The sequence below is a fragment of the Streptomyces niveiscabiei genome (assembly GCF_033794345.1).
Taxonomy (GTDB): Bacteria; Actinomycetota; Actinomycetes; order Streptomycetales; family Streptomycetaceae; genus Streptomyces; species Streptomyces niveiscabiei.
In genome coordinates this window covers 112081-133987 of sequence record NZ_JARAYJ010000026.1, presented here as the reverse complement: position 1 = coordinate 133987, position 21907 = coordinate 112081, and the positions used below count along the sequence as shown (strand labels likewise).

At 70.6% G+C, this 21907-nt stretch carries 19 protein-coding genes; 9 read left to right on the top strand and 10 right to left on the bottom strand.

Annotated elements, in window-relative coordinates; translation table 11 throughout:
- Positions 1 to 269: 269 nt before the first annotated feature.
- Positions 270 to 659, bottom strand: a complete 390-nt coding sequence (locus PV682_RS30150) for a hypothetical protein (RefSeq protein WP_319734940.1) — start codon at positions 657 to 659, stop codon at positions 270 to 272.
- Positions 660 to 1308: 649 nt separating this feature from the next.
- Here PV682_RS30150 and PV682_RS30145 point away from each other — a divergent pair.
- From PV682_RS30145 to PV682_RS30135, 3 genes are read left to right on the top strand one after another with little or no spacing between them, the layout of a single operon-like run.
- Positions 1309 to 5331: a polymorphic toxin-type HINT domain-containing protein gene (locus PV682_RS30145; protein WP_319734939.1), complete on the top strand. Its 4023-nt coding sequence runs from the start codon at positions 1309 to 1311 to the stop codon at positions 5329 to 5331.
- Positions 5331 to 5705, top strand: a complete 375-nt coding sequence (locus PV682_RS30140) for a hypothetical protein (RefSeq protein WP_319734938.1) — start codon at positions 5331 to 5333, stop codon at positions 5703 to 5705. Before PV682_RS30145 ends, PV682_RS30140 begins: the two co-directional genes overlap by 1 nt.
- A 12-nt stretch (positions 5706 to 5717) precedes the next feature.
- Positions 5718 to 6089 (top strand): hypothetical protein, encoded by a 372-nt coding sequence (locus PV682_RS30135; protein ID WP_319734937.1) that lies wholly within the window; start codon positions 5718 to 5720, stop codon positions 6087 to 6089.
- Positions 6090 to 6153: 64 nt separating this feature from the next.
- On the opposite strand, the gene PV682_RS30130 is transcribed toward PV682_RS30135, so the two are convergent.
- Entirely contained in the window at positions 6154 to 7245 is a 1092-nt protein-coding gene (locus tag PV682_RS30130) for a mechanosensitive ion channel family protein (RefSeq protein WP_407705757.1), read from the bottom strand.
- 294 nt (positions 7246 to 7539) lie between these two features.
- On the opposite strand from PV682_RS30130, the gene PV682_RS30125 reads away from it, so the two are divergent.
- Complete coding sequence (locus PV682_RS30125) at positions 7540 to 8076, top strand: HNH endonuclease (RefSeq protein WP_010354180.1); 537 nt, start codon at positions 7540 to 7542, stop codon at positions 8074 to 8076.
- Between the two features lie 83 nt (positions 8077 to 8159).
- Here the strand turns inward: PV682_RS30125 and PV682_RS30120 are convergent, their stop codons facing one another.
- The 5 genes from PV682_RS30120 to PV682_RS30100 all read right to left on the bottom strand — a co-directional run bounded on the left by PV682_RS30120 (position 8160) and on the right by PV682_RS30100 (position 12123).
- Positions 8160 to 9524, bottom strand: a complete 1365-nt coding sequence (locus PV682_RS30120; protein ID WP_319734936.1) for an ABC transporter permease — start codon at positions 9522 to 9524, stop codon at positions 8160 to 8162.
- Positions 9521 to 10204, bottom strand: coding sequence for an ABC transporter ATP-binding protein (locus PV682_RS30115; RefSeq protein WP_319734935.1), 684 nt, complete (start codon positions 10202 to 10204; stop codon positions 9521 to 9523). Before PV682_RS30115 ends, PV682_RS30120 begins: the two co-directional genes overlap by 4 nt.
- Positions 10201 to 10734 carry a PadR family transcriptional regulator gene (locus tag PV682_RS30110; RefSeq protein ID WP_055721412.1) on the bottom strand — a complete coding sequence of 178 codons (534 nt, stop codon included), beginning with the start codon at positions 10732 to 10734 and terminating at the stop codon, positions 10201 to 10203. Before PV682_RS30110 ends, PV682_RS30115 begins: the two co-directional genes overlap by 4 nt.
- Before the next feature lie 82 nt (positions 10735 to 10816).
- On the bottom strand, positions 10817 to 11398 hold the full coding sequence (locus PV682_RS30105) for a class I SAM-dependent methyltransferase (RefSeq protein ID WP_055721411.1): 582 nt from the start codon (positions 11396 to 11398) through the stop codon (positions 10817 to 10819).
- A gap of 326 nt (positions 11399 to 11724) precedes the next feature.
- Positions 11725 to 12123, bottom strand: a complete 399-nt coding sequence (locus tag PV682_RS30100; protein WP_319734934.1) for an ATP-binding protein — start codon at positions 12121 to 12123, stop codon at positions 11725 to 11727.
- Between the two features lie 169 nt (positions 12124 to 12292).
- Here PV682_RS30100 and PV682_RS30095 point away from each other — a divergent pair, with 169 nt between their 5' ends.
- From PV682_RS30095 to PV682_RS30085, 3 genes are read left to right on the top strand one after another with little or no spacing between them, the layout of a single operon-like run.
- Positions 12293 to 13129 (top strand): helix-turn-helix domain-containing protein, encoded by an 837-nt coding sequence (locus tag PV682_RS30095; RefSeq protein ID WP_319734933.1) that lies wholly within the window; start codon positions 12293 to 12295, stop codon positions 13127 to 13129.
- A gap of 3 nt (positions 13130 to 13132) precedes the next feature.
- The gene (locus PV682_RS30090; protein WP_319734932.1) at positions 13133 to 13306 is read left to right on the top strand and encodes a DUF397 domain-containing protein; all 174 of its coding nucleotides are present in this window, start codon (positions 13133 to 13135) and stop codon (positions 13304 to 13306) included.
- A 41-nt stretch (positions 13307 to 13347) separates the two neighbouring features.
- On the top strand, positions 13348 to 13881 hold the full coding sequence (locus PV682_RS30085; RefSeq protein ID WP_319734931.1) for a GNAT family N-acetyltransferase: 534 nt from the start codon (positions 13348 to 13350) through the stop codon (positions 13879 to 13881).
- Positions 13882 to 13900: 19 nt separating this feature from the next.
- Here PV682_RS30085 and PV682_RS30080 read toward each other — a convergent pair whose 3' ends face one another.
- Positions 13901 to 16147, bottom strand: a complete 2247-nt coding sequence (locus tag PV682_RS30080) for an ATP-binding protein (protein ID WP_319734930.1) — start codon at positions 16145 to 16147, stop codon at positions 13901 to 13903.
- Between the two features lie 251 nt (positions 16148 to 16398).
- On the opposite strand from PV682_RS30080, the gene PV682_RS30075 reads away from it, so the two are divergent.
- Positions 16399 to 17091, top strand: coding sequence for a DUF4232 domain-containing protein (locus PV682_RS30075; protein WP_319734929.1), 693 nt, complete (start codon positions 16399 to 16401; stop codon positions 17089 to 17091).
- 54 nt (positions 17092 to 17145) lie between these two features.
- Here the strand turns inward: PV682_RS30075 and PV682_RS30070 are convergent, their stop codons facing one another.
- Complete coding sequence (locus PV682_RS30070) at positions 17146 to 19146, bottom strand: TerD family protein (protein ID WP_319734928.1); 2001 nt, start codon at positions 19144 to 19146, stop codon at positions 17146 to 17148.
- A gap of 132 nt (positions 19147 to 19278) precedes the next feature.
- On the opposite strand from PV682_RS30070, the gene malQ reads away from it, so the two are divergent.
- Entirely contained in the window at positions 19279 to 21297 is a 2019-nt protein-coding gene (gene malQ, locus PV682_RS30065) for a 4-alpha-glucanotransferase (protein ID WP_319734927.1), read from the top strand.
- A gap of 94 nt (positions 21298 to 21391) precedes the next feature.
- Here malQ and PV682_RS30060 read toward each other — a convergent pair whose 3' ends face one another.
- Positions 21392 to 21832, bottom strand: a complete 441-nt coding sequence (locus PV682_RS30060; RefSeq protein ID WP_319734926.1) for a MarR family winged helix-turn-helix transcriptional regulator — start codon at positions 21830 to 21832, stop codon at positions 21392 to 21394.
- Between the last annotated feature and the right edge of the window lie 75 nt (positions 21833 to 21907).

Sequence of the window (21907 nt, the reverse complement as noted above, 5' to 3'; positions counted from 1 at the left end):
TCACACGCGTAGGGTTGAAGACCGTGATTGTGGTACCACTGGCGACCCTTCCACCGGCCCCGGGCAACCGTCAGTCATTCAAGTAGCGCGGTGACCCCTTATCGGCCCGCCTCCGCTCCTGCCCCCGGATCGCAACCGATCACACCGCGAAGATCTGATGCTGTAGTACGAGACCACGGTGGCGCCGAGAGTTGTACGCGCGAAACGGGGTGTGAAGAGGTGCTCCTACGGATGATGGCTGCGGTCTGCCCGAGGGAAGGAGGTGAATGTCAACCCGTGACCCGGAGTTCGACAAGCACGGACTGGGCGCCGCCGACGGACCCTTCGCCGACGCTCTCGAAGCCGTCCTTGGCGACGTCTACGGTGGTGGTCTTTCCGTTCGCGCTGAGATCGGCGCTGATGGGGTGGGTGCCCGTCTCCAAGGCGAAGACCCGCGGAAGCTCCAATGCGAGGTAGCCGCTTTTCGCGGTGGCCTGGAAGCAGTAGAGCCCGTCCCGCCCGGTCGACGTGTCCTTGACCGTGTAGACCCGGATCTGTTGCGTCGACTGATCGCACTCCGCCAGGAGGATGTGCCCGTCACCGCGTTTCAGCTTGATGCCCTTGGTGGCCGAGATGCGGTCCGCGTCGGGGTAGCCGAAGTCCTCGACAGCCGAGGGCATTCCGCTGCCGGAACCTGTCCCGGAAGTGCTGTGGGCGGCGGTTTCGTGAGTGCTACGGCCCGTTGCCTGGGACAGGGCGGCGATACCACCGATCGCTACGGCAGAAGCGAGTGTGGAGAGCAGGGTTCGATGAGTTCGGGACAGCAATCGAGGTCCTTCCTGATGGCATGAGACGGAATACTGGATGCCACGAGGAGGAAGTTCAGGAAAGAGCGAGATTGCGCACAACCTCGGAAACGTGTCCGATGTGTCCGTTCTGGCGTCGTCATGGGACCCGCCATTCAAAGCCCCCCCCGGGGCAAGCAGTGATGACGGTAGCAAATATGGTTCTGATTCGCATCCCTCAATTCAAATTTCGACGCTTGTCATCATTTGTGCAAAATGTGCCTCTTTTCTGGTCTGCTTTTTCTCTGCTTTCCCTGATGCTCCTTGGTATGGTGAGTTTTTGTGCCGGGGGGCTTATTTGGCGAGCGAGCGCGAGGGTGGGGGTAGAAGTGAGAGCGCTTAGAAGTGCCTTCTTTTTGTTGTCCGAGTCATCCTCGCAATGCCTTCCTGGCGGTACCACTCCGTGCTGCTTATGAGGAGCTCGATGAACTGGAAACCACAACGCCCCTTCGGGAGACGGCGGCAGAGACCGGCCGCTGGACGTGTGTCGGCTGCTACGGCCACGGCAGTCCTCGCCGGCCTCCTCTCCGTGTCACCCGCGATGGCGGACGAGATACCTGACGCGACGGTGGAGCCGAACACTCGGACGAGCCGTCAGCAGGTGATGGACACCTGGGCGACGAGCGGTACGGAAGTCAGGGCTGCTGCAGAGACCGCTCTTCTCGGTACCGATGACGACGTCATCGCGTTCCTGGCGGACTACGCCGACTTGAGAACGCAGGACTACCGGGTCGAGGCGGCGCAACTCGCGGGCTTCGGCGGGGAGAACACCCTCGCCGCGGTCCGCCAAGCCCTGGCCGGTCCTGAATCGGACCTGGTGAGCTTCATGAAGGGAGGGTGGAAGGAACCTCTCCAGCAGGACCAGCGGGTGCTGGTGGCCCGGATCGTCGACGTGGGTGGTCCCGAGGTGCAGGCGCGGGGTCGCGAGGCACTCAACGGTACCGACGACGACGTACAGAAGTTCCTGGAGGCAGGCCGGACCGAGGCCCAGGAGCAGGACGACCGAGTTCTGGTCACTCAGCTCGTCGCCGCCGGCGGTACCCAGGTGAAGGCTGCCGGGCGCCTCGCGCTCACCGGTACCGCCGACGACATCCGTGAGTTCCTCGAAGTCGGCCAGTTCGTCGCGCGCAGCCGCGACGAGGAGTACGCCACCGTCGCGGAACTCGCGGCTCAGGCGGAGCGGGCCGGCAAGCTGGCATCCGCGCAGACCAAGGCCGCGCAGAACGCGTCCAAGGAAGCGGTCGAGGCATCCAAGCAGGCCAAGGACGCCGCCGTGCTGGCGGCGAAGGAGGCCGAGGCCACCAAACAAGACTCCACCGCCGCTGCGAACGCCGCCAATCGGGCCGCGAGTGCCGCTTCCGGAGCCGCTAAAGCGGCACAGCGGGCGATCTCTGCCGCGAACGCCGCCAGCCAGTCGGCACGCATCGCGTCCGCTGCCGCGTCCCAGGCCGCCGCGGCAGCCGTCGGTGCCGCGAACGCCGCCGCGAACGCGCGCAACGCGGCAGCCGCTGCCGCCACCGACGCGGGCAAGGCAGACGCTGCCAAGAAGGCCGCCGTGCAGGCCCGGACCGCGGCGGCGGGTGCCACCAAGGCCGCCGACGCCGCCGACCAGGCTGTGAAGGCCGCCGCCGCCGCAGGTCAGGCCGCGCTCTCTGCTGCCAGTGCCGGGGTCAACGCGGCCTCTGCCGCCGACGCCGCCGTACTTGCCGGCCAGTACGCCGGACAGGGCAGCACCGCAGCCGCCAACGCGCGGGCTGCCGCAGAGGCCGCGCACCGCCAGGCCGACGAGGCCGACCGGGCCGCGTCCGTCGCCCAGTCGCTCGCAGCCAAGGCCGCGACCGCAGCCGGCGAGGCACGCGACGCCGCCAGCTCGGCCGCGACACACGCCCTGAACGCGGCAGCCGCCGCCGACGACGCCGCCGCACACGCCGGCGAGGCGAGCGCGGCAGCCGCCCGCTCCACCGCACACGCCAACGCGGCGACCGAAGCGGCGAATATCGCTTCCAAAGCCGCCGAGCAGGCCAGGAACGTCTACACCCTGACGCGGCAGATCGAGGGCGAGGAACTGCTCGGCCGTACGAATGCCGGTATCGCCAACGCCCGCGACCTCAAGGCTGAGGCACAGGCTGAGGCGACCACGCGCGCCAACCGTGCCAAGGAGGCCGCCGAAGCCCGTCGTACGGCGGATGACCTCGCGGCCAAGGCTCGGCAGGGCGCCGACGATGCGGAGATCGCCCGGCTGGGCCGGGAACTCGCGCTCGCCGACCTGAAGAGCAGTAAGCCGTGGCTGCGCGCGGCGGCCCAGAACACGCTCGGCGCGCAGGCCGACGGCGTCGTCGACTACGTACGCACCGGCCGCGCCGAGGCCCAGGCTCAGGACGACCGCGCCGACGTCGGACGGCTTGCCGAGGAGAGCGCCGTCAAGGAAGTCCGCGACGCGGCCGAACAGGCCCTGGACGGCAACGACGCGGCGGTGAGCGCCTTTCTGGCGGTGGGGCAGTACACCGCAGGGCGGGAGGCGTTCCGGGTCGCCGTCGCACAGGCCGCCGACGCTGGCGGGCCCATTGTCAAGGAGCGGGCGCGCGCCGCACTGAACGACGGCACCACCCAGGCGTACCGCACTTTCCTCACCTCCACCCTCACCGAGGCCCAGGAGGAGGACGACCGGGTGCGCGCCGCCCAACTCGTCGACAGCGGCACCGCAGAGGTCAAGGCCGCCGCGCGCATCGCGCTGGAGAGTCCGGCACCTCAGCTACGCCAGTTCATCGAGTCAGGCCAGTACACCGCCCAGCGCAAGGACCTGCTGGCCATCACTCACCAGCAGCAGGTGCTACAACTCGTCGCCGAGGCGTCCCAGGTCGCCGCGGCTGCACAGAAGGACGCCGCCACTGCCAACGCCACGGCGGCCACCGCCCGCAAGGCCGCCGCCGAGGCCCAGCAGTGGGCGGCGAAGGCGCAGCAGTCCGCTACCCGGGCGGCCGGTTACGCCGCCGAAGCCGACCAGCACGCCAAGGACGCCGAGGCGTCCGCCAAACAGGCGGCGGACTCGGCGCGTACAGCACGGGCGGCGGCTGAGCGCGCGAACCAGTCGGCACGGCAGGCGGCAGTCTCCGCGAGCGATGCCACCGTTTCCTCGGAACTTGCCCAGAACTCGGCGAGCACCGCCTGGGCGTACTCCAACGCGGCGCAGGTCTCGGCGGAACGGGCGAAGAAGAGTGAGGCGGAGGCCAAGGCGGCTGCGAAGAACGCCCTGGTCATCACGATTGCGAAGTACCGCGCGGAGGAGGAAGAACGCCGCCGCGCCGCCGTGGCCCAGAAAGAGGCCAGGGAGAAGCAGGGTGTGAGCGCCGCCGAGCTGTACCGGTGCGGGTTCCTCGGCTGCGAGGCCCAGGAGAACCCGGGCCGTTGGTGCCAGCACCACGAGGCGTACTGCGATGTCCTCGCGCAGGCTCCGCTTGTCAAGGCGTTCGGTGACGCCCTCTGGGAGTTCAACAAGACCATCCTCGGTCTGACCGAGTTGGAGAACTGCGTCTCCAAGCGCGACCTGGACTCCTGCTGGGAGCTGCAACGGGACGTCACCCTGTCGTCCAAGCTTCGCGCCTTGGGGATCGCGTACGACACGCTGCGCCAGATCACGCGCGGCTGCACGCAGTGCTTCCTGCCCGGGACGCGCGTGCTGATGGCCGACGGCGACAGCAAGCCGATCGAGCAGGTGCAGGCCAGCGACCTCGTATATGCCACCGACCCCGTCACCGGAGAGAGCGGCGCGCGCACGGTCTCGCAGCAGATCGTCACGTACGACGACAAGTACCTTTCGGCTCTCACTGTCCGAGGGCCGACCGGAGAACGCGCCGACATCACGGCGACGTATGATCACCCGTTCTGGAGCGTCAATCTCCAGGCGTGGGTGGCCGCTTCGAAGCTTCGGCCCGGCGACACGCTCCGCACGGACAGCGGGGCCATGGCAACCGTTCTCGGCAGCCGCTTCTACGAGCGGGAGGCCACGACCTACAGCCTCACCGTCGCCGACCTGCACTCGTTCTACGTCCTGGCCGGGAACACCCCCCTGCTGGTGCACAACTCCGAGTGCAAGGTGCTGGTGCTGGGGCTGAGCAAGCATCTGGACGAGGAGATCAAGAACGTTCCCGGTGGTTACCACCTCATGGCCAAGGAACTGGAAGAGGTGATCGGCACGCTTCCGGGCGGCATTCCCTACACCAAGTGGATGAAGGGCGTCAATGACGCGCTGTCGGACAACCAGAGGATCGCGGTGAGCCTGCGCGGCCTGAAACCCCCGGGCGCGAGCTATCAGGAGAAGTTCGACGCAGCGGTCAAGGCGGGACAGGGCAAGGAGTGGGGCGCCACCGAATGGGAGATGGGCCGGATCGAGTTCTACTACCGGACCGGCGACCTCGACTGGAAGAACGTGACATTCTACGGAGAGGACGGAAAGAGGCTGGCCACGGGCGAGATCATGCCTCCGAAGCCGCCGGAGAAGAAGAAGTGATGACCACGGAATACACCTCCGACCGCACCTTCGTCGTACGGCAGTACACGGTCTTCCACCACCAGCGCCTGCTGCTGCGCAGCTCCCGGGAGACCTCGACGGGTACCCGTGTCGATCTGCACGTGGGCGGAGTGACAGCAATGCTGCTGCGGCCCTCCTACCCGGGTCTCACGATCCGGGAGGGCACGGCGGAGGACCGGGAGCGGGTGGCCGCGTTGCTCGGACCGGAAGTGTTCAGGCACGGAGGTCGGCTGCACGTCATCGGCGAGGACTGGAAGACAGGGTTCGTCGTCGGCGGTCCGCTGGAGTGCCGGGAGACGTACGCGGACGACGACGAGCCGTCCGGTTTCCTGCACATGCCGACGACCGCATAGCGCAGAGGGAGAATGGTGACAGAGACTTTCCGGTCCAGCCGCCTCTTTCAGGTGTGGCACTACACGGCCGTGCACGGCGACCGGCTCCTCCTGCGTTCCACGGCGGAGGACGGCGTGCCACGCATCGACCTGTACGTCGAGGACGTGCGGTGTGTGCTGCTCGAACCGGTCTACCGGGGGCTGGTCGTCCGCGAGGGCACGGCTGAAGAGAGGCGACGGATCGAGACCGACTACCGCATCCCCGTCGACACGCACACGTATGTGCACGTCATTGGCGAGGATCGGATGACGGGGTTCGTCGTCGGCGGTCCGCTGCGGCGGTACGAGGACGAGGGAGATTTCAGGGACCCTTCGCACTTCGGCCCTATCCCCGGTACCCCCTGACCTCCTGGAGCCCCGGTCGGACGTCGTTCCGGCCGGGGCAACCTTGAGGGAAACATCCCCGCCCCTACTTCGGCGTACCCGTAGGCCGAACCGGCGCCCCGATCGGCGTCGTAGCCACCGACTGAGGCGAATCCGCGTTGGAGAACACCGACGGCGCCGCGACCGCGGCCGAGGGGTCGGCAGCCTCCTCCTCGCTGGAGACCGCGACTCCCCCCACGATCCGGATGTCCGCCGCGTCGAAGGCCCGCTTGATCCGCCACCGCAGCTCCCGCTCCACGGTGAGTTTCTTGCCCGGCATGGTGCGGGCGGTGACGTGGATGACCATGGAGTCGAGGAGGACGGAGTCGAGGCCGACGACGTCGATGGAGGACCAGAGGAGTTCGTTCCAGGGCTCCTCCTTGCTCATGCGTTCGGCGACGTCGGACAGGGTGGCCTTGACGCGGTTCAGGTCCTCGGTGGGCTTGACGGTGACGTCGACGCCCGCCGTCGCCCAGCCCTGCGACAGGTTGCCGATGCGCTTGACCTCGCCGTTGCGGACGTACCAGATCTCACCGTCGGCACCCCGGAGTTTGGTCACCCTCAACCCCACCTCGATGACCTCGCCCGTGGCGACCCCGGCGTCGATCTGGTCGCCGACGCCGTACTGGTCCTCCAGGATCATGAAGACGCCGGAGAGGAAGTCGGTGACCAGGTTGCGGGCGCCGAAACCGATGGCGACGCCGGCGACACCGGCGGAGGCGAGCAGCGGGGCCAGGTTGATCTGGAAGGTCGAGAGGACCATCAGGGCGGCGGTGCCGAGGATGAGGAAGGACGCGACGGAGCGCAGGACGGAGCCGATGGCCTGGGAGCGCTGGTGGCGGCGTTCCGCGTTGACCAGGAGGCCGCCGAGGGCGGTGCCGTCGACGGACTCGACCGTACGGTTCATGCGGTCTATGAGCTTCGTGATCGCCCGCAGCACGAACTTCCGCAGGATCACCGCGACGACGATGATCAGCAGCACCCGCAGCCCGATCGCCAGCCATGTCGACCAGTTCTGCTCGACCCAGCTCGCGGCGTTGGTCGCGCTCTCCTGCGCGTCCTGGAGCGTCGGCACGGTCACGTCGGGCGACACGGACGGCGACGGCGTAGGAGTCGGCGAGGCGGCGGACAGGGACACGGCAGGAACCTCCAGGAGCAACGGCAGCCCGCGGCGAGGTCACGAAAAGGTCACCGTACGGGCAGGCACACCACACTAACGGGGCATTGTGTGGAGGTCTGTCCGATCGCCCCCGCAGAGACCTGTCTCACCCGTGCTTGAAGGGGGCGTACGGCGGCAAAACATGGGGTGTGGTCGAAAACACTCCCAGCCCGTTACCGGGAGATGGTGGCGCGTTCACCAGGCAAGAGGGGAGACTGACTACCAGATCGTCCCGGCGCGAGCCACGCGCCGCCGACGCCCAAGGAGGCATCCGTGCCGCATGTCCTGGTCCTCAACGCGTCGTACGAGCCCCTCGGCGTCGTACCGCTCCGCCGCGCGCTCGTCCTCGTCCTGGAGAACAAGGCAGTCTCCCTGGAGGATTCGGGCGCCTATCTGCACAGCGCGACCGTCACAGTCTCCGCGCCCAGCGTGGTCCGGCTCAAGCGATTCGTCAGAGTCCCTTACCGGGGGCCCGTCCCCCTCACCCGCCGCGCGCTGTTCGCGCGTGACGGGGGCCGGTGCATGTACTGCGGTGGCGTCGCAACCAGCGTCGACCACGTCATCCCGCGCAGCCGCGGGGGGCAGCACGCGTGGGACAACGTGGTCGCGTCCTGCCGCCGCTGCAACCATACGAAGGCCGACCGCCACCTCACGGAGATCGGCTGGCGCCTGCGCCACAAACCCGCACCACCCACCGGCCTGGCCTGGCGCATCATCGGGACCGGCCATAGGGACCCGCGCTGGCTGCCGTACCTGCGGCCATACGGCGCGGACGACGCACTAGCCCGGATCGACGGCATATCGGCCTGAGATCCGGGCTTTCGCATACCCGCCCCGGAAATCCCCTCGCTTTTCCGGGGCGGGCGGTCTGTGCGTGGGCGGCTACGTCGGATTCACGCCTGCCGCAGTTCCCCCGGCCGTACCGCCCTCCCCAGCAGCGGCAGCGACGTCGCCGCCGCCAGCAGGCACGCGCCGTACACCGCGAGCGGCACGAGCAGCGAGTGGTACGGGACGGACATGTGCCTCAGCGCGCCGTACCAGGTGCCGAGCACCAGCCCGCCGACGCCCGCGAAGAGCACCGCCGGTGCGAGCGGGAGGGCCGTCTCCAGGAGGAGCGCCCGCGCCAGCACCGTACGCGGTACCCCCGCCGCGACCTGCGCCGCGAGCCCGCGGCGGCGGTTCGCGAGGGACTCGGCGGCGCCGACCGCGAGGCCCGAGAGGGCGATGAGGAGGCCGAGGCCGATCGCGGCGGCGGTGAGGTCGAGGCCGGCGAGGTAGAAGGCGTCGCTCTCGGCCTGTCTGCCCCGGCGGAGGGTGTCGACGAGGGCGGCGCGGACGCCGACGTACCCCGTGCCGACGACGGTCACGAGCAGGACGGCCGCGTGGGTGCGGGCCGCCGCCCAGGGGTCGTCGCGCAGGCGCTCGGCGGCGATGAGTACGGCGGCGGAGCGCGCCCGGGGCGCGAGGACTCGGCCCGCGAGCCGGGCGAGCGCCCCCGCGATCCCTACGGCGCCGATGCCGACGACGACCACGAGCAGCAGCATGAGGAACGGGACGAGCACCAGGCCGACGCTCAGGACGAACACCATGAACGTCAGGACGACCACACCGGCGACCGACCCGGCGACCACGGCCCAGGCCCCCTTCCCCAGCTGCGGCCGGACCCTCCGCACCCACCCCAACGGCGACGCGACGACATGCCGCAGCGCCAGCACCCCCGCCCCGGCGCCGAGTACGGGTACGACGACGGCGACACCGGCGACGCCGGCCCAGGTGTAGAGGCTGGCCCCCTTCCAGATGCTCGCCAGCACCGACACGGACACGGCACTGGCGACCCCGGCGCCGACGAGGCACGCCGGCCCCGTCTCCAGCGCCGCGATCCTGCGCACCTGCCCCGCCCCGGCGCCCGCGAGCCGCAGCCCCGCCAGCCGGCGGTCCCGGTGCACGGCCCCGATCCGCGCGCACTGCCCGAGGAACGCGAGCACAGGTACGAGGAGCAGCGCGATGGCGAAGACGATCCCCCGCCGCTCGCCGGCCCCGTTGAACAGCCCCGCCGCGTACGGGACATGGTGGTACCCCCGGAGCGAGTACAGGGCCGCGGCGACCTGCCCGAGCCCTGTCGCGAGCCCGGCACCGAGAGCGGTGAGCCCGATCCGCCACCACTCACGCCGGTCGGAACCCCGGAGAAGCGCCCAGGAGAGGCGGAGGTCGCCCGCGAACCTGTGCAGCGCGGAGGTCTCCGGCGTCGAGGTGCTCACGCCGTCACCCCCGCCGCCTCGACCGCCCCGTCCGCCATCCGCACCTCGCGGTCCGCGTAGGCCGCGACCTGTGCGTCGTGCGTGACGAGGAGGACGGCCGTGCCGTTCTCGCGGGCCGTGCAGGTCAGGGCCGTCATGACCTGTTCCCCGGCGAGGGAGTCGAGCGCGCCCGTGGGCTCGTCGGCGAAGACGACGCGCGGGCCGGTGATCAACGCGCGGGCGAGCGCGACGCGTTGGCTCTGGCCGCCGCTCATCTCCCCCGGCCGCAGGGCCTCTTGCCCCAGCACCCCGAACCGCTCCAGCCACTCCCGCGCCTCGGACCAGGCGCTGTTCCGGCGCCGCCCGGCGAGCAGCAGCGGCAGTGCGACGTTGTCCAGCGCCGTCAACTCCGGTATGAGCTGGCCGAATTGGAAGACGACGCCGAAGTCCGTACGGCGCAGCTCGCTCAACTCCCGTTCGCTGAGCCCGTCCAGCGCCTTACCGGCGTACACGACCGACCCCCGGTCGGGCCGCACGATCCCCGAAAGGCAGTGCAGCAACGTCGACTTGCCGCTCCCGCTGGCCCCCGTGACCGCGAGGACCTCGCCCGCGGCCAGCTCCAGCGAGGCGTCCCGCAGGGCGGGTGTCGCACCGTACGTCTTGCCCAGCCCGAGCCCCGACAGAAGCGCAGTGTCCGTCATCCGGCATCGACCTCCTCGGTGAGTGTGATGAGCCGTGCCCCCGTGGTGGTCATCCAACGGAGGTCGGCGTCAAGGTGGTTGAGGGCGTAGTCCGCGGACAGCACGGTCGCGAGGTCCGCGTCCCGCCCCGTCTTCACGGCGGTGAGCTCCCGCATCCGGGCCATGTGCGCGGCGCGCTGCGCGGCGAGGTACCCCCCGGCGTCCCCGCCGCTCAGGATCGCCACGACGACCTTCGCGAAGATCTCGTTCGCGACGAACGGGGCGGGCGGGGCGATCTCGGCGGCCCACTCCGTGAGCTCCTTGCGCCCCTCCTCGGTGACCCGGTACATCGTCCGCTCCGGCCCCCCGTCCGACCCGGTCCCCTCCACCTCCGCGAGCCCGTCCCGCACGAGCCGCTGCAACGTCGTGTACACCTGCCCGTACGCCAGCGGCCGGGCCTGCGGAAACCGCTCGTCGTGGCGCCGCTTCAGGTCGTAGCCGTGGCTGGGGCCGGTGACGAGCAGGCCGAGGAGGATGTGGCGGGTGCTCATGGGGATCAGTATGCACTACGTATATGTACTGAGTGAATAGTGGGCCGAGAACAAGCCCTCACCTGGGTGAGGGCTGGGCCGGTCAGGCGGGGACTGTGCCCACCAGGACGAACTCGTTGTACGGGAAGACCTTGCCGACCGGGCGGGCGAAGGGGAAGGAGTACGTCCTGGTCACGGCCACGCCCGCGGTTTGCGCGTGGTCGCGCAGGCCCGTGAAGTCGACGAAGCGGACGTGGGTGGCGTCCGTCTTGTAGCCCGCTTCCTGGGGGGTGATGAGGACGACCTTGCCGCCCGGTTTGATCAGGGGGAGGTACTCGGCGAGGATCTTGACGCCCAGGTCCGCGTCCATGTGCTCCAGGACGTGTGCGCACAGGAGGCTGTCGAAGGAGCCCGGGGGTTCGTCGAGTTCGTCGGGGGTGTACGCGGTCAGGCCGCGTTCCCGGCAGGTGGCGACCGAGTGGGGGTTGTGGTCGACGCCCACGCTCTCCGGGGAGCAGTTCAGGAGGTTGCGGCCGAGGCCGCAGCCCACGTCCAGGACTCTGCCCAGGTGGAGGCGGCGGAGGTTCCAGCGGTAGGGGGCCTGGGTGGGGAGGAAGCGTTTGATGCCGGACGTTTCCAGGCGGGTGAGGCGGCTGGTGTAGTCGGAGGAGCGCGTGTCGGGCATGGGCGACCGTCGTTCTCTCGCGGAGGCCGTGCGGGGGTGAGGACAGGCCACCGGGCGATGGGATGGCTGAAAATAAGTAGGGGAATCATAAGATCTTCTCGCTGAAAGGGAAGCGGGGAGTCCGCAACGTTTTGGTGAGGAAGCGGTGACCGTGAAGCCGGTTTCCGGTCGAGGTGCTGGTGGGGGCGTGGCCGGGCCGTATCCGGCGTCGGACGGAAGCGGCGTGAACGCTCCGCCGGGCGGGTGACTCGCGGGGCCCGGTGTCGCTCCGGGCTTGGTGGCGGGGTGTTCGTCGAGGTTCTCGGGCTCGTTCGTGTCCTCGCCGTTCAGTTCGGGAGTTTCCACTCCGCCCAGACCGTCTTGCCGATGCCCTCGCGGGGGCCGTAACCCCAGTCGTGGCAGAGGGCGTTGACCAAGGTGAGGCCCCGGCCGAACTGTTCCGTGGGGATCGCTTCGCGGGGGGTGGGGACGCGGGTCGTGCGGGGGTCGCTGACCTCCAGGCGGAGGGTGGTGTCGGTGGTGGTGAGGCGGACGAGGATGAGGTGGTCGCGGAGGGAGCCGTGGAGGATCGCGTTGGTGGTGAGCTCGCTGGTGACGAGAGCGACGTCGCCCGCGAGGGTGGGGTGGCCCCAGTCGGTGGTGAGCTGGGCGGTTCGGGTGCGGGCGCGGGTGACGTTGTGGGGGGTGGGGGTGTAGGTGCGTTCGTCTTCGTGGTGGGTGGGCATTGTTCCGGCCTCCCTTGCGTAGCGGTTGGCCTTGACGGTAGGGGCGTTCGATTCTTGGGCGCAAGCGAATCGGGGAACATTGTCTCCAAAGGGTGACGGCCTGTGGTTCATGAGACACACTGGGTCGGTGACTCGTACGACACCACTGGGCAACCGGACCTCAACTGTCTTGGCGCGCAAGCTGGGTGGGGAGCTGCTGCGTCTGCGCGACGCGGCCGGGCTGACACAGCGACAGGCCGCCGAAGCCATCAACGCCACCAACTCGAAGATCGTGAAGATGGAGCAGGGCTGGGTTCCGATGCGGGACCCGGATATTCGGATCCTGTGCGAGGCGTACGGGCTGGAGGACCAGGAGGCGTTGTCTCGGCTGCTCGACTTGGCGAAGTTGGACCGTGAGCGGCGTAAGGCCAGGGGGTGGTGGCGTGGCTCGCTCGATGCCGGAGTCATGGGTGAGTACATCGCCATGGAGGATGTCGCCAACCGTATGCGGACCTGGCAGCCGTCCTTGGTTCCGGGTCTGTTCCAGGCTTCCAAGTACACGCGGGCGCTCGCGGTGTCCGAGGGGAGGTGGGAGGACCCCGACGAGATCGAGCGCATGGTGGAGGTGAAGCAGAAGCGCCAGGAGCGCCTACTGGGAGCGCGCCCGCTCCATGTGCACGCCGTCATCTGGGAGGCGGCACTCCGGCAGCAGATCGGTGGTCGTGAAGTCATGCGTGCTCAGTTGGAACGCCTCCTGGAAATCGCGGAGTTGGATAACGTGCGCCTCCAGGTGTTGCCGTTTCGAACCGGTGCTCACCCGTGCATCGCGGGGCCGTTCAGCATTATTTCCTTCGAGGAGGACAAGGCTCTCGACGTCGTCCAGTGTGACACCATCATGGACATGACCTGGGTGGAGAACGAGGATGAGAGCGTTATCTACAGCGAGCTCTTCGATCGCACGTCTAGGGTCAGTTTGGCTCCACGTGACTCTGTGGTGCTGATCGACAGCTTGCAGAAGGAAATGTAGAACATGCCCGAGTTTCAGTTTGTGAAGTCCAGCTACAGCACCCCCAGCAACGAGTGTGTCGAAGTCGCCCGCAACATCCCCCACACCATCGCCGTCCGCGACTCCAAAGCCCCCACCGGCCCCCTCCTCACCCTCACCCCCTCCACCTGGCGCACCTTCACCACCTCCCTCCGCTAATCCAGTTGCCGCCCTCCGACCCCGCCCGATAAGAACCTCCCATGCTCACCGGCACCCACATCGGGCTCCGAGCCCGGCACGAGGACGACACGCCCGTCCTCCGTGCCGAGCTCCACAACGACGTCCTCAACGCCACGCGCGCCGGCTCCAGCCCCTGGGTGCCCCTGGGCCCCGACGCCAAGGAAGCCCGCCCCGCCGTGGACCCGGACAGGGACGACCGCGTTCCCTTCTCCGTCGTAGAGCTGGAGGGCGGCACCCTCGTCGGCGCCGCCAACGTGTGGGGCATCGACACCCACAACCGCAGCGCCCACCTCGGCCTCGAACTCCTCCCGTCCGCCCGGGGCAAGGGCTACGGCACCGACGTCGTAGCCACCCTCTGCCACTACGCCTTCGTCGTCCGCAGCCTCCACCGCCTCCAGGTCGAGACCCTCGCGGACAACCCGGCGATGCTGGCCGCCGCCGAACGCAACGGCTTCGTACGGGAGGGCGTGCTCAAGTCCGCCGCGTGGGTGATGGGCGAGTTCGTGGACGAGGTGATCCTCGGGCTGCTCGTGGAGGACTGGAAGAAGCGCTAGGCATCGGGCTGTACGGGGCCTACACCCCGTCGAGCGCGGCCAGCGCCTCCGCCGCCTCCGCCTGCCGGGGGCTCCGCATCGCCGCGAGCGCGTCATGCGCCGTCGCCAGTGCCTCCCGCGCCTCGGGGTGCCCCGTCGCCCCCAGCACCCGGCCCAGATCGAGCCGCGCCTGCTCCGACCACGACGGCATCTGCGCGGCGTCGAAGGCGGCGAGGGCCTGGCGGAGCGGCGCCTCCGCCTCGTACCAACGCTCCAGCGTGGCAAGGTCGTTGCCGATCTGCTGGCGGGCGACCGCCTGGTACATGGCCATGACGTCGGCCGTACGGCCGGGGACCCCGGCGCGGCAGATCCGCTCGCTGCGGCGGTGGACGTCGAGGGCCTCGGCGGGGCGGCCGGTCTGGCGCAGGAGTGTGCCGAGGGTGTTGAGGACGCTGAGTTCGGCGAGGCGGGCCTGGGGGGATGCGAGGGGGGCGAGGCAGCGGGTGGCCTTGCGCAGGCGGTCTTCCGCTTCGGAGTCTCGGCCCAGCCTGTGCAGGGCGCCCGCCGCGTAGCCGAGCGACCAGCCCTGCTGGAGGCCGTCCCCGCATTCGAGGGCCGCGACCTGTGCCTCGTCGGCCGCGACGAGCGCGGCGCGGGGGTCGTGCACGCACAAGTTGTACGCCCAGGCGAGGTAGTTGAGGTGGACCGCCTCTTCCTGTCTGCTGCCCAGGAGCCTCGCCGAGTCCGCCGAGCAGCGGAACACCTCCACCCACTGCTCCCAGTGCTGGTTGACGTCCGAGAACCAGTGCATCGCCCGTGCCGCGTCCAGGACTTGGCGGTGCCGGCCCGTCTCGTGCGCCCGGTGCAGCGCGGCCAGCCACTGGGCGCGTTCGGCCTCCAGCCAGGCTCGGGCCTCCTCGCGGCCGGTGGGCGCGGTGGCCGGGTCGGGGTCGTCCCGCGCCTCGGTGCGCTCGTGGTCGACGTCGAAGTACAGGGCGGCCGTCGTGGCCCGGCGCAGCATCCAGTCGGCCGTGCGGTCGAGGGCTTCGGCCCGTGCCTCGGCGGGGTCCTCGGACCCGGTCAGCTCCGTGGCGTACAGCTTGAGGAGGTCGTGGAAGCGGTAGCGCTCCGCGACGGGGTCGCTCTGGAGGAGGCCCGCGTCGGTCAACTCCTCGGCGCGGGCCGCCGTTTCGTCGTAGGGGAGGTCCGCCAGGAGCGCGGCCGTCTCGGGGCTGAAGTCGCCTCCGGCGGCCAGCGCGGAGCGCCGTAGCAAGGTCCTTGAGGCGGGCGGGAGTTGGCGGTACGAGAGTTCGAATGCCGCCCGTACCTGGAGAGTTCCGGCCTGGAGGGCGTCCAGTCTGCGGCCCTCGGCCCGGAGGCGCGCGGCGAGTTTGGCGAGGCGTTCGTGCGGGCGGGCCGCCAGGCGCTGGCCGGCGATCCGGACGGCCAGCGGGAGGTGGCCGCACAGGTCGGCGAGGTCCCGGGCGGCCTGCGCCTCCGCCTGGACGCGGTCCGCGCCGACGATGCGGGTCAGCAGCTCCACCGCCTCCTCGCGGCGCAGCAGCGACAGGTCCGTGCGGTGGACCGACTCCAGGCCCGCGAGGGCGTGGCGGCTGGTGATGATCGTCAGGCCGGTGCCCGGGAGCAGGGGGGCCACCTGGGCCTCGTCGATCGCGTTGTCCAGCAGGAGGAGCAGGCGCTTCTCGCCGGCCAGCGAGCGCCAGAGGCCCGCGCGGTCCTCGGTGGTGGACGGGATGTCCGCCGCGCCCAGCGCTTTGAGCAGGCGGGCCAGCGCGTCCCTCGGGGTGGTCGGGGTGGTCATTCCCTGGAGGTCCAGGGCGAGTTGGCCGTCCGGGAAGTGCGGGGCCAGGCGGTGGGCGGCGTGGACCGCGAACGCCGTTTTGCCCAGGCCGGGTTGGCCGGAGACGACGGTGATCCGCGGGCGCTCGTCCGCCAGTCGGGCCAGGGCCGGGGCGCGTGCGGTGAAGTCCTGGATGTCCCGGGGGAGAGGGAGGAGGCCGGTCGGGGTCGCGCGGGGGCGGGGGCGCCCGGCCGCGGCCGACTTCTCCAGGGCCGCCGCTTCCTCGGCGTCCAGGTGCAGGGCTTCCGCGAGGGCCTGGACGGTCTGCCGCTGCGGGCCCCGGGTGCGGCCCCGCTCCATGTCGGCCAGTGCTCTGACGCTCACGCCCGCCGCGTTCGCCAGCGCTTCCTGGCTGAGGCCGGCGTCGGTGCGGAGGGTGCGCAGCCGCCGGGCGAAGTCTCCTGCGGGAGGTGTGCTGGCGCGCACCGTGGGGGTCTCCGATCATGCGGGTCGTTCGGGTCATCCGGTTTGTTCCGGTTGTTCGGCTCGTCCGGCTTGTTCGGGTGCGAGCCTCCGGCAGAAGTATGACTGACGTAGTTCTGCCGGATGAACTGCCTGGTGGGAGGGGGTCCGGGGTGATCGACTTGAGGCAGACGCGGGGCGCCGACCACCGCTGACCTGCGGAACGGCCGACGGCATCGAGCCCCGGCCCGCTACTGACGACGGGGAACCTCTCCATGAACATGCACCGCTCCACGCTGCTCGCCCTCGCGGCCACGGCCCTCACCCTCTCCCTCACCGCCTGCCAGAGCGGTGAGGGCGCCAAGTCCTCGGCCGCGACGCCCGAGGCGACGGTGGCCTCGGCGCCGGTGGCCGCCGCGTCCACGGCGGAGAAGACGACGGGTACGACGGGTACGTCGGCCGGCTCCGCGAAGTCGACCGGCTCCCAGGGCTCGGCCACCGCCAACGGCTCGGCGGGCACCGGGAGTTCGGCCGGCACCAAGGCGACGACGCCGACCTGCACCGCCGCCGACGTGCGGATCACCGCCGCCCTCCAGGACGGCCCGCCCTACACCCACATCGTCCTCACCGCGAAGAACACGGGCCGGCACTCCTGCCGCCTGGCCGGCTTCCCGCGCATCCAGTTCCTGGAGAGCCACAAGCAGGACGTCCCGGCCGTCGCGAAGAGCAAGCCGGCCACCCCGGTCGTCCTGGCGGCCGGCGCGCCCGCCTACGCCCTGGTGAAGCTCTCGGACGGCGGCGTCGACGAGGACAACGAACCCGTGTCCGCGTTCCAGGTCATGCTGGAGGGCGACTCCACGGTGATCGCGGTCACCGCCCCCGGCAAGGAGGGCATCGCCGTCGACCCGGCGAAGGCGCTCACCGGGTACTGGACGTACGAACTCCGCAACGGGGCCGACGACTTCTAGGCCTGATCCGCTTCTGGGCCCGTCCGCTTCCAGGGCCGATCCGCCGGACCGGCCTCAGGCCCGGCCCGCCGTGTCCAGGTGGGCGACGACGTTCGTGTGAAAGCGGTTCACGGCGTCGTCCACGCTGCGGATGAACCCCGACTCCGCGTTTCCCCGGCTGCTGCCCATGCTCTTCAGCAAGGACAGGCGGAAGCCGGTGATGCGGGTGTCGGGGTTCTTCGGCAGCAGGTCCGCCGGTTCGGGGCGGAGGCGTTCGAGGGTGCCGCGCGGGCCGTCGGCGTCACCCTCGACGAGGGTCTCCACGTGCAGGTCGGCGGGGGCCTCCGCCAGGCGGCGGAGCAGGCGTTTGGCCCAGGTGAGGGGGTAGCCCTGGTCCGGCGCCGGGATCTCGATCGACGTCCGCAGCCTCGCCGTACGCAGATCCGCGCCGACCGCCAGGATGCCCGGCGCGCCCTCGATCCGGAGTTCCGCCAACAGGCGTCCGTCCAGGCAGAGTTGATCGGCCAGGCGGCTGCGGCGGTCCTTCGGGTCGGCGCCGCGTTTCGCGCGCTGGACCGGCAGGACCTTCTGGCCCAGCTCACCGCCGAGGCTCAGGCAGATCTGCCGGACCAGCCGCTCCCAGCTCTCCACGACCTCCAGGGCGCGCGGGTCGCCCGCGCACAGGGTCTCGTCGTCGATGCCGTTGCGTACGGGGACCCAGGCCGCGCCCATGTTCTGGAAGCCGTGGCAGCCGGAGTTCTCGTGCCGGAGGTAGTGCAGCAGTTCCAGGAGCAGCCAGGCGTGCGCCTTGTCGTTGACGCCCTCGTGGCGGATCAACATCTGCGCCTGGTACGCGACTTCGGCCCACGACAGGTGCCACAGGGCGACCTTGTGCTTGCGTCTGCCGTCCACCTTGACGTCCACGAGAGGGCTGCCGTCCAGCGCCACGTCGTTCGACAGGGTGATGACGGCCTCGTACCCGCGCCGCGCGGCGATGTCCATGTACGCCTGCACCTGCTCGGACTTGAGGGCGTTGCCGTTGGTCTTCGTCTCGACCAGGGCGGTCCAGAGCTTGCCCGCGCGCTCCACCCGGATGACCCCGTCGGGGCGCCTCGGGGTGTCGCCGTGGGGGAGCGAGACCTCGGTGAACGTCTCCATGCGGCCTGCGGGCGCCCCGAACGCGGCGGTCAACCTGCGGCCGAACTCCGGTACTTGGGCCATCACCGAGAGCAGGACCGAGGTCGCGCGGGTCTCGCGGTCCCGGTCGCTCTTGAGGACGGAGACGGGGAAGAGGCGGGCCGGGTGCCAACCGTCGTTCTCGGCAAGGGACTTCTTCGGGGACTTGGGGACGGTGACTTTCTTCCGGGCGGTCCGGGGGCGGGCGGGCTTCTTCGGCGCGGTCTCTTCTCCGGCCGGCGGCCGGGGAGTCGGGATCAGGGGCAACGCCGTTTCTTGCGGGGCGGGTTGCCGGGGTGACGGCGAGGTTTCGCGCTGGTCCTCCCGCTGCTCCGGCGCTTCCTCCGCGCCCGCGTCGTCCTCGATGTCGACGCCGAAGTCCGTTGCCAGGCCCGCGAGTCCGGCGTCGTAGCCCTGTCCGACCGCCCGGAACTTCCACTCCTCGCCCCGCCGGTACAGCTCCCCGAAGATGATCGCGCCGACCGCCCCGGCGTCCTCGATGGCGAACCCGACGAGCGCCTCCCCGCTCCCGTCGGCCAGCGTCACCTTGAGGTCCTCCAACTCCCCGAAGCCCGCGCCCCCGTAGCGGCTCGCGGCCACGACGATCCGGTCGACCTCCGGCGGGACCACGGTCAGATCGAAGCTGATCCGGTCCTCGTCGCCGCTGCCGGTCGGCGTCTTGCCGAGCATCTGTACGCTGCCGTCGGCCGCGACGGGGTTGTTGTAGAAGTAGAAGTCCCCGTCGCTGCGCACCTTCCCGTTCTCGTCCAGCAGCAGCACCGACACATCGGCGTCCCCCTCGCCCGTCGGGCTCACCCAGCTCAGGCTCACGATCACCGAACCGGTGTGCTCGCTCAACGCCGCCAGCGCGACGTTCGACCCCTTGGCCATTTCCCGCATGCAACCCCCCAGGTTGTGACGTACGGCACAAGTGGAGACTCTAGTGGGCGATGTGCGGAGTTGCGGGGGCGTCCGCGAAGTACGCATGGGGTAGTCCTGGGGTGACCCGTCCCGCCTGTCGAGGAGGTCGTCGTGGCCGATGCCGTGGCCGGTGCGGAGCTGGCGCAGCTTGCCGAGTTGTACGGGGTGGCTCCGGCGTTCAGTCCTGGGCCGGGGCGGGTGGTGAAGGCTTCCGGTACCGCGTTGGTGCGGGTGCTCGCCGCGCTGGGGGTCGACGCCGGGAGCCCGGAGGCCGTGCGGGAGGCGCTGCGCGAGCGGCGGCGGGTGGTGGGGGAGCGGGTGGTGGCGCCGACCCTGGTGCGGTGGGCGGGTGAGGCGGCGCCCGCGCTTCCCGAGGGGAGCGCGGTGCGCGTTGTCACCGAGGAGGGGGAAGTCCGGGACGGGCTGGATGAACTGCCCCTCGGCGTGCACGAGTTGACCGTCACTGTGCCCGACGGGCGGACCGGTGTGGCCCACCTCGTCGTCGCGCCCGCGCGGTTGCCCACTCCGGCCGCGCGGTCGTACGGGATTCTCGTCCAACTCTACTCACTGCTCTCCCGGCGCTCGTGGGGCATGGGGGACCTCGGGGATCTGCGGGAGCTGGCCGAGTGGGCCGGGCGAGGGCTCGGCGCGGGGTTCGTGCAGGTCAATCCGTTGCACGCGGCCGTGCCGGGACCGCCCACCGACCCTTCGCCGTACCGGCCCTCCTCCCGGCGGTTCTCCGATCCCGTGTACCTGCGGGTCGAGGAGATTCCCGAGTTCGCGTACGTCGACGGCGCCGCGCTCCAGGCCCGGGGCGCCGCACTGCGCCAAGACGTCCTGGAGAAGGGGGAGTTGATCGACCGGGACGCCGTGTGGGCGTTGAAGCGCGAGGCGCTGGAAGCTGTCGCCGCCGTTCCGCTCGGGCCGGGGCGGCGGGCCGTGTACTGCGACTTCCTCGCCGAACAGGGGCAGGCGCTGGAGGACCACGCGACGTGGTGCGCGCTGGCGGAGGTGTACGGCGCCGACTGGACGCGGTGGCCGGCCGGGCTGCGCGACCCCCGGTCCGGCGAAACCGCCCGTGCACGGCTGGAGTTGATGCAGCGGGTCGACTTCCACTGCCGGCTCGCCTGGTACACGGACACCCAACTCGGCGCCGTACAGCGGGAGTCGGGGATGGCGCTCGGCGTCGTGCACGATCTCGCCGTCGGCGTGCATCCGGGCGGCGCCGACGCCTGGGCCCAACAGGACTTCTTCGCCCGGCAGATGTCCGTCGGCGCACCCCCCGACGCCTTCAACTCCCTCGGCCAGGACTGGGGGTTGCCGCCATGGCGTCCGGACCGGCTCGCCGATGCGGGGTACCGGCCGTTCCGGGAGCTGCTGCGGGGGCTGTTCCGGTACGCGGGCGCGCTGCGGATCGACCACGTGATGGGGTTGTTCCGGCTGTGGTGGGTGCCGGAGGGCGAGGCGCCGGTGGACGGCGCGTACGTCCGGTACGACGCGGAGGCGATGCTGGCGGTGCTGGTGCTGGAGGCTTCGCGGGCGGGGGCGGTGGTGATCGGCGAGGATCTGGGGACCGTCGAGCCCGGTGTGCGGGAGACCCTGCGGGAACGCGGGGTGCTCGGGACGTCCGTGCTGTGGTTCGAGCGGGACTGGGACGGGGACGGGCGGCCCATTCCGGCGGAACGCTGGCGTGCCGACTGCCTCGCCACGGCGACGACCCACGACCTGCCGTCGACCGCCGCCCGCCTCAGCGGGGAGCATGTCGAACTCCGGGAGCGGCTGGGGCTGTTGGACGGGCCGCTGGAGGGGGAACGGGCGGCGTCCGCGGCCGATGTGCGGGAGTGGCTGGGGGTGATCGGCGGGGGTGGCGGCGACGAGGAGTCCCAGGTCCGGGCCGTCTACCGGTACCTGATGCGTACGCCCGCCTCGCTGGTCGGGGTGTGGCTGCCGGACGCGGCCGGGGACCGGCGTCCGCAGAACCTGCCGGGGACGTGGGACCAGTATCCGAACTGGCGGCTGCCGATCGCGGACGGGGAGGGGAGGGCGGTGAGCCTGGAGGAGTTGGCGGGGTCGGATCGAGTGCATGCGTTGTTCGAGGCGTTGCGGGGGAGTGGGGGAGGGGGTGGGTGAGGGGGGCTCTGAGGCGGGGGCGACTCTAGGGAGGGCGGCTCTGAGGTAGTCCCGCACTACACCTCGGGAGCTACCTCGCCGTCCCCCGCGCGAGCTACCCCGCCGCCTCGTGGACCCGCCGCAGCAGCTCCATCAGCCTCTCCGCCTCCTCCGCCCCCAGCGGCGCCAGCAGCTCCGCGTTCGCCCGTTCCGCGAGGCCCGCGCACCGCTCCAGTACCCGCACCCCCTCCGCCGTCACCCGTACCGCGTTCTTCCGCCGGTCCGCCGGGTCCGGCTCCCGGACCGCGTACCCCTGCCCCTCCAGGTGGTTGACCACCAGCACGACGTCCTTCGCGTCGAACCCCAGCCGCCGCACCAGATCCGCCTGCGCGACCGGCCCGTGCTCGGCGACCGCCGCGAGCACCGCGTGCTGCGCCAGCCGCAGCCCCTCCACCGCGAACGCCTCCGCGACCAGCTCACGCCCCCGCGCGGCGACGCGGCCGGCGAGCCAGCTGGGGAGGGACTGGATGTGGGTGAGGGGGCGGGGTCGGGTCATGTCCGCAGGGTAGCCGGAAAACGTTGGACATCCCAACGGTATGACGGCTAACCTCGAAATCCGTTGGGTGTCCCA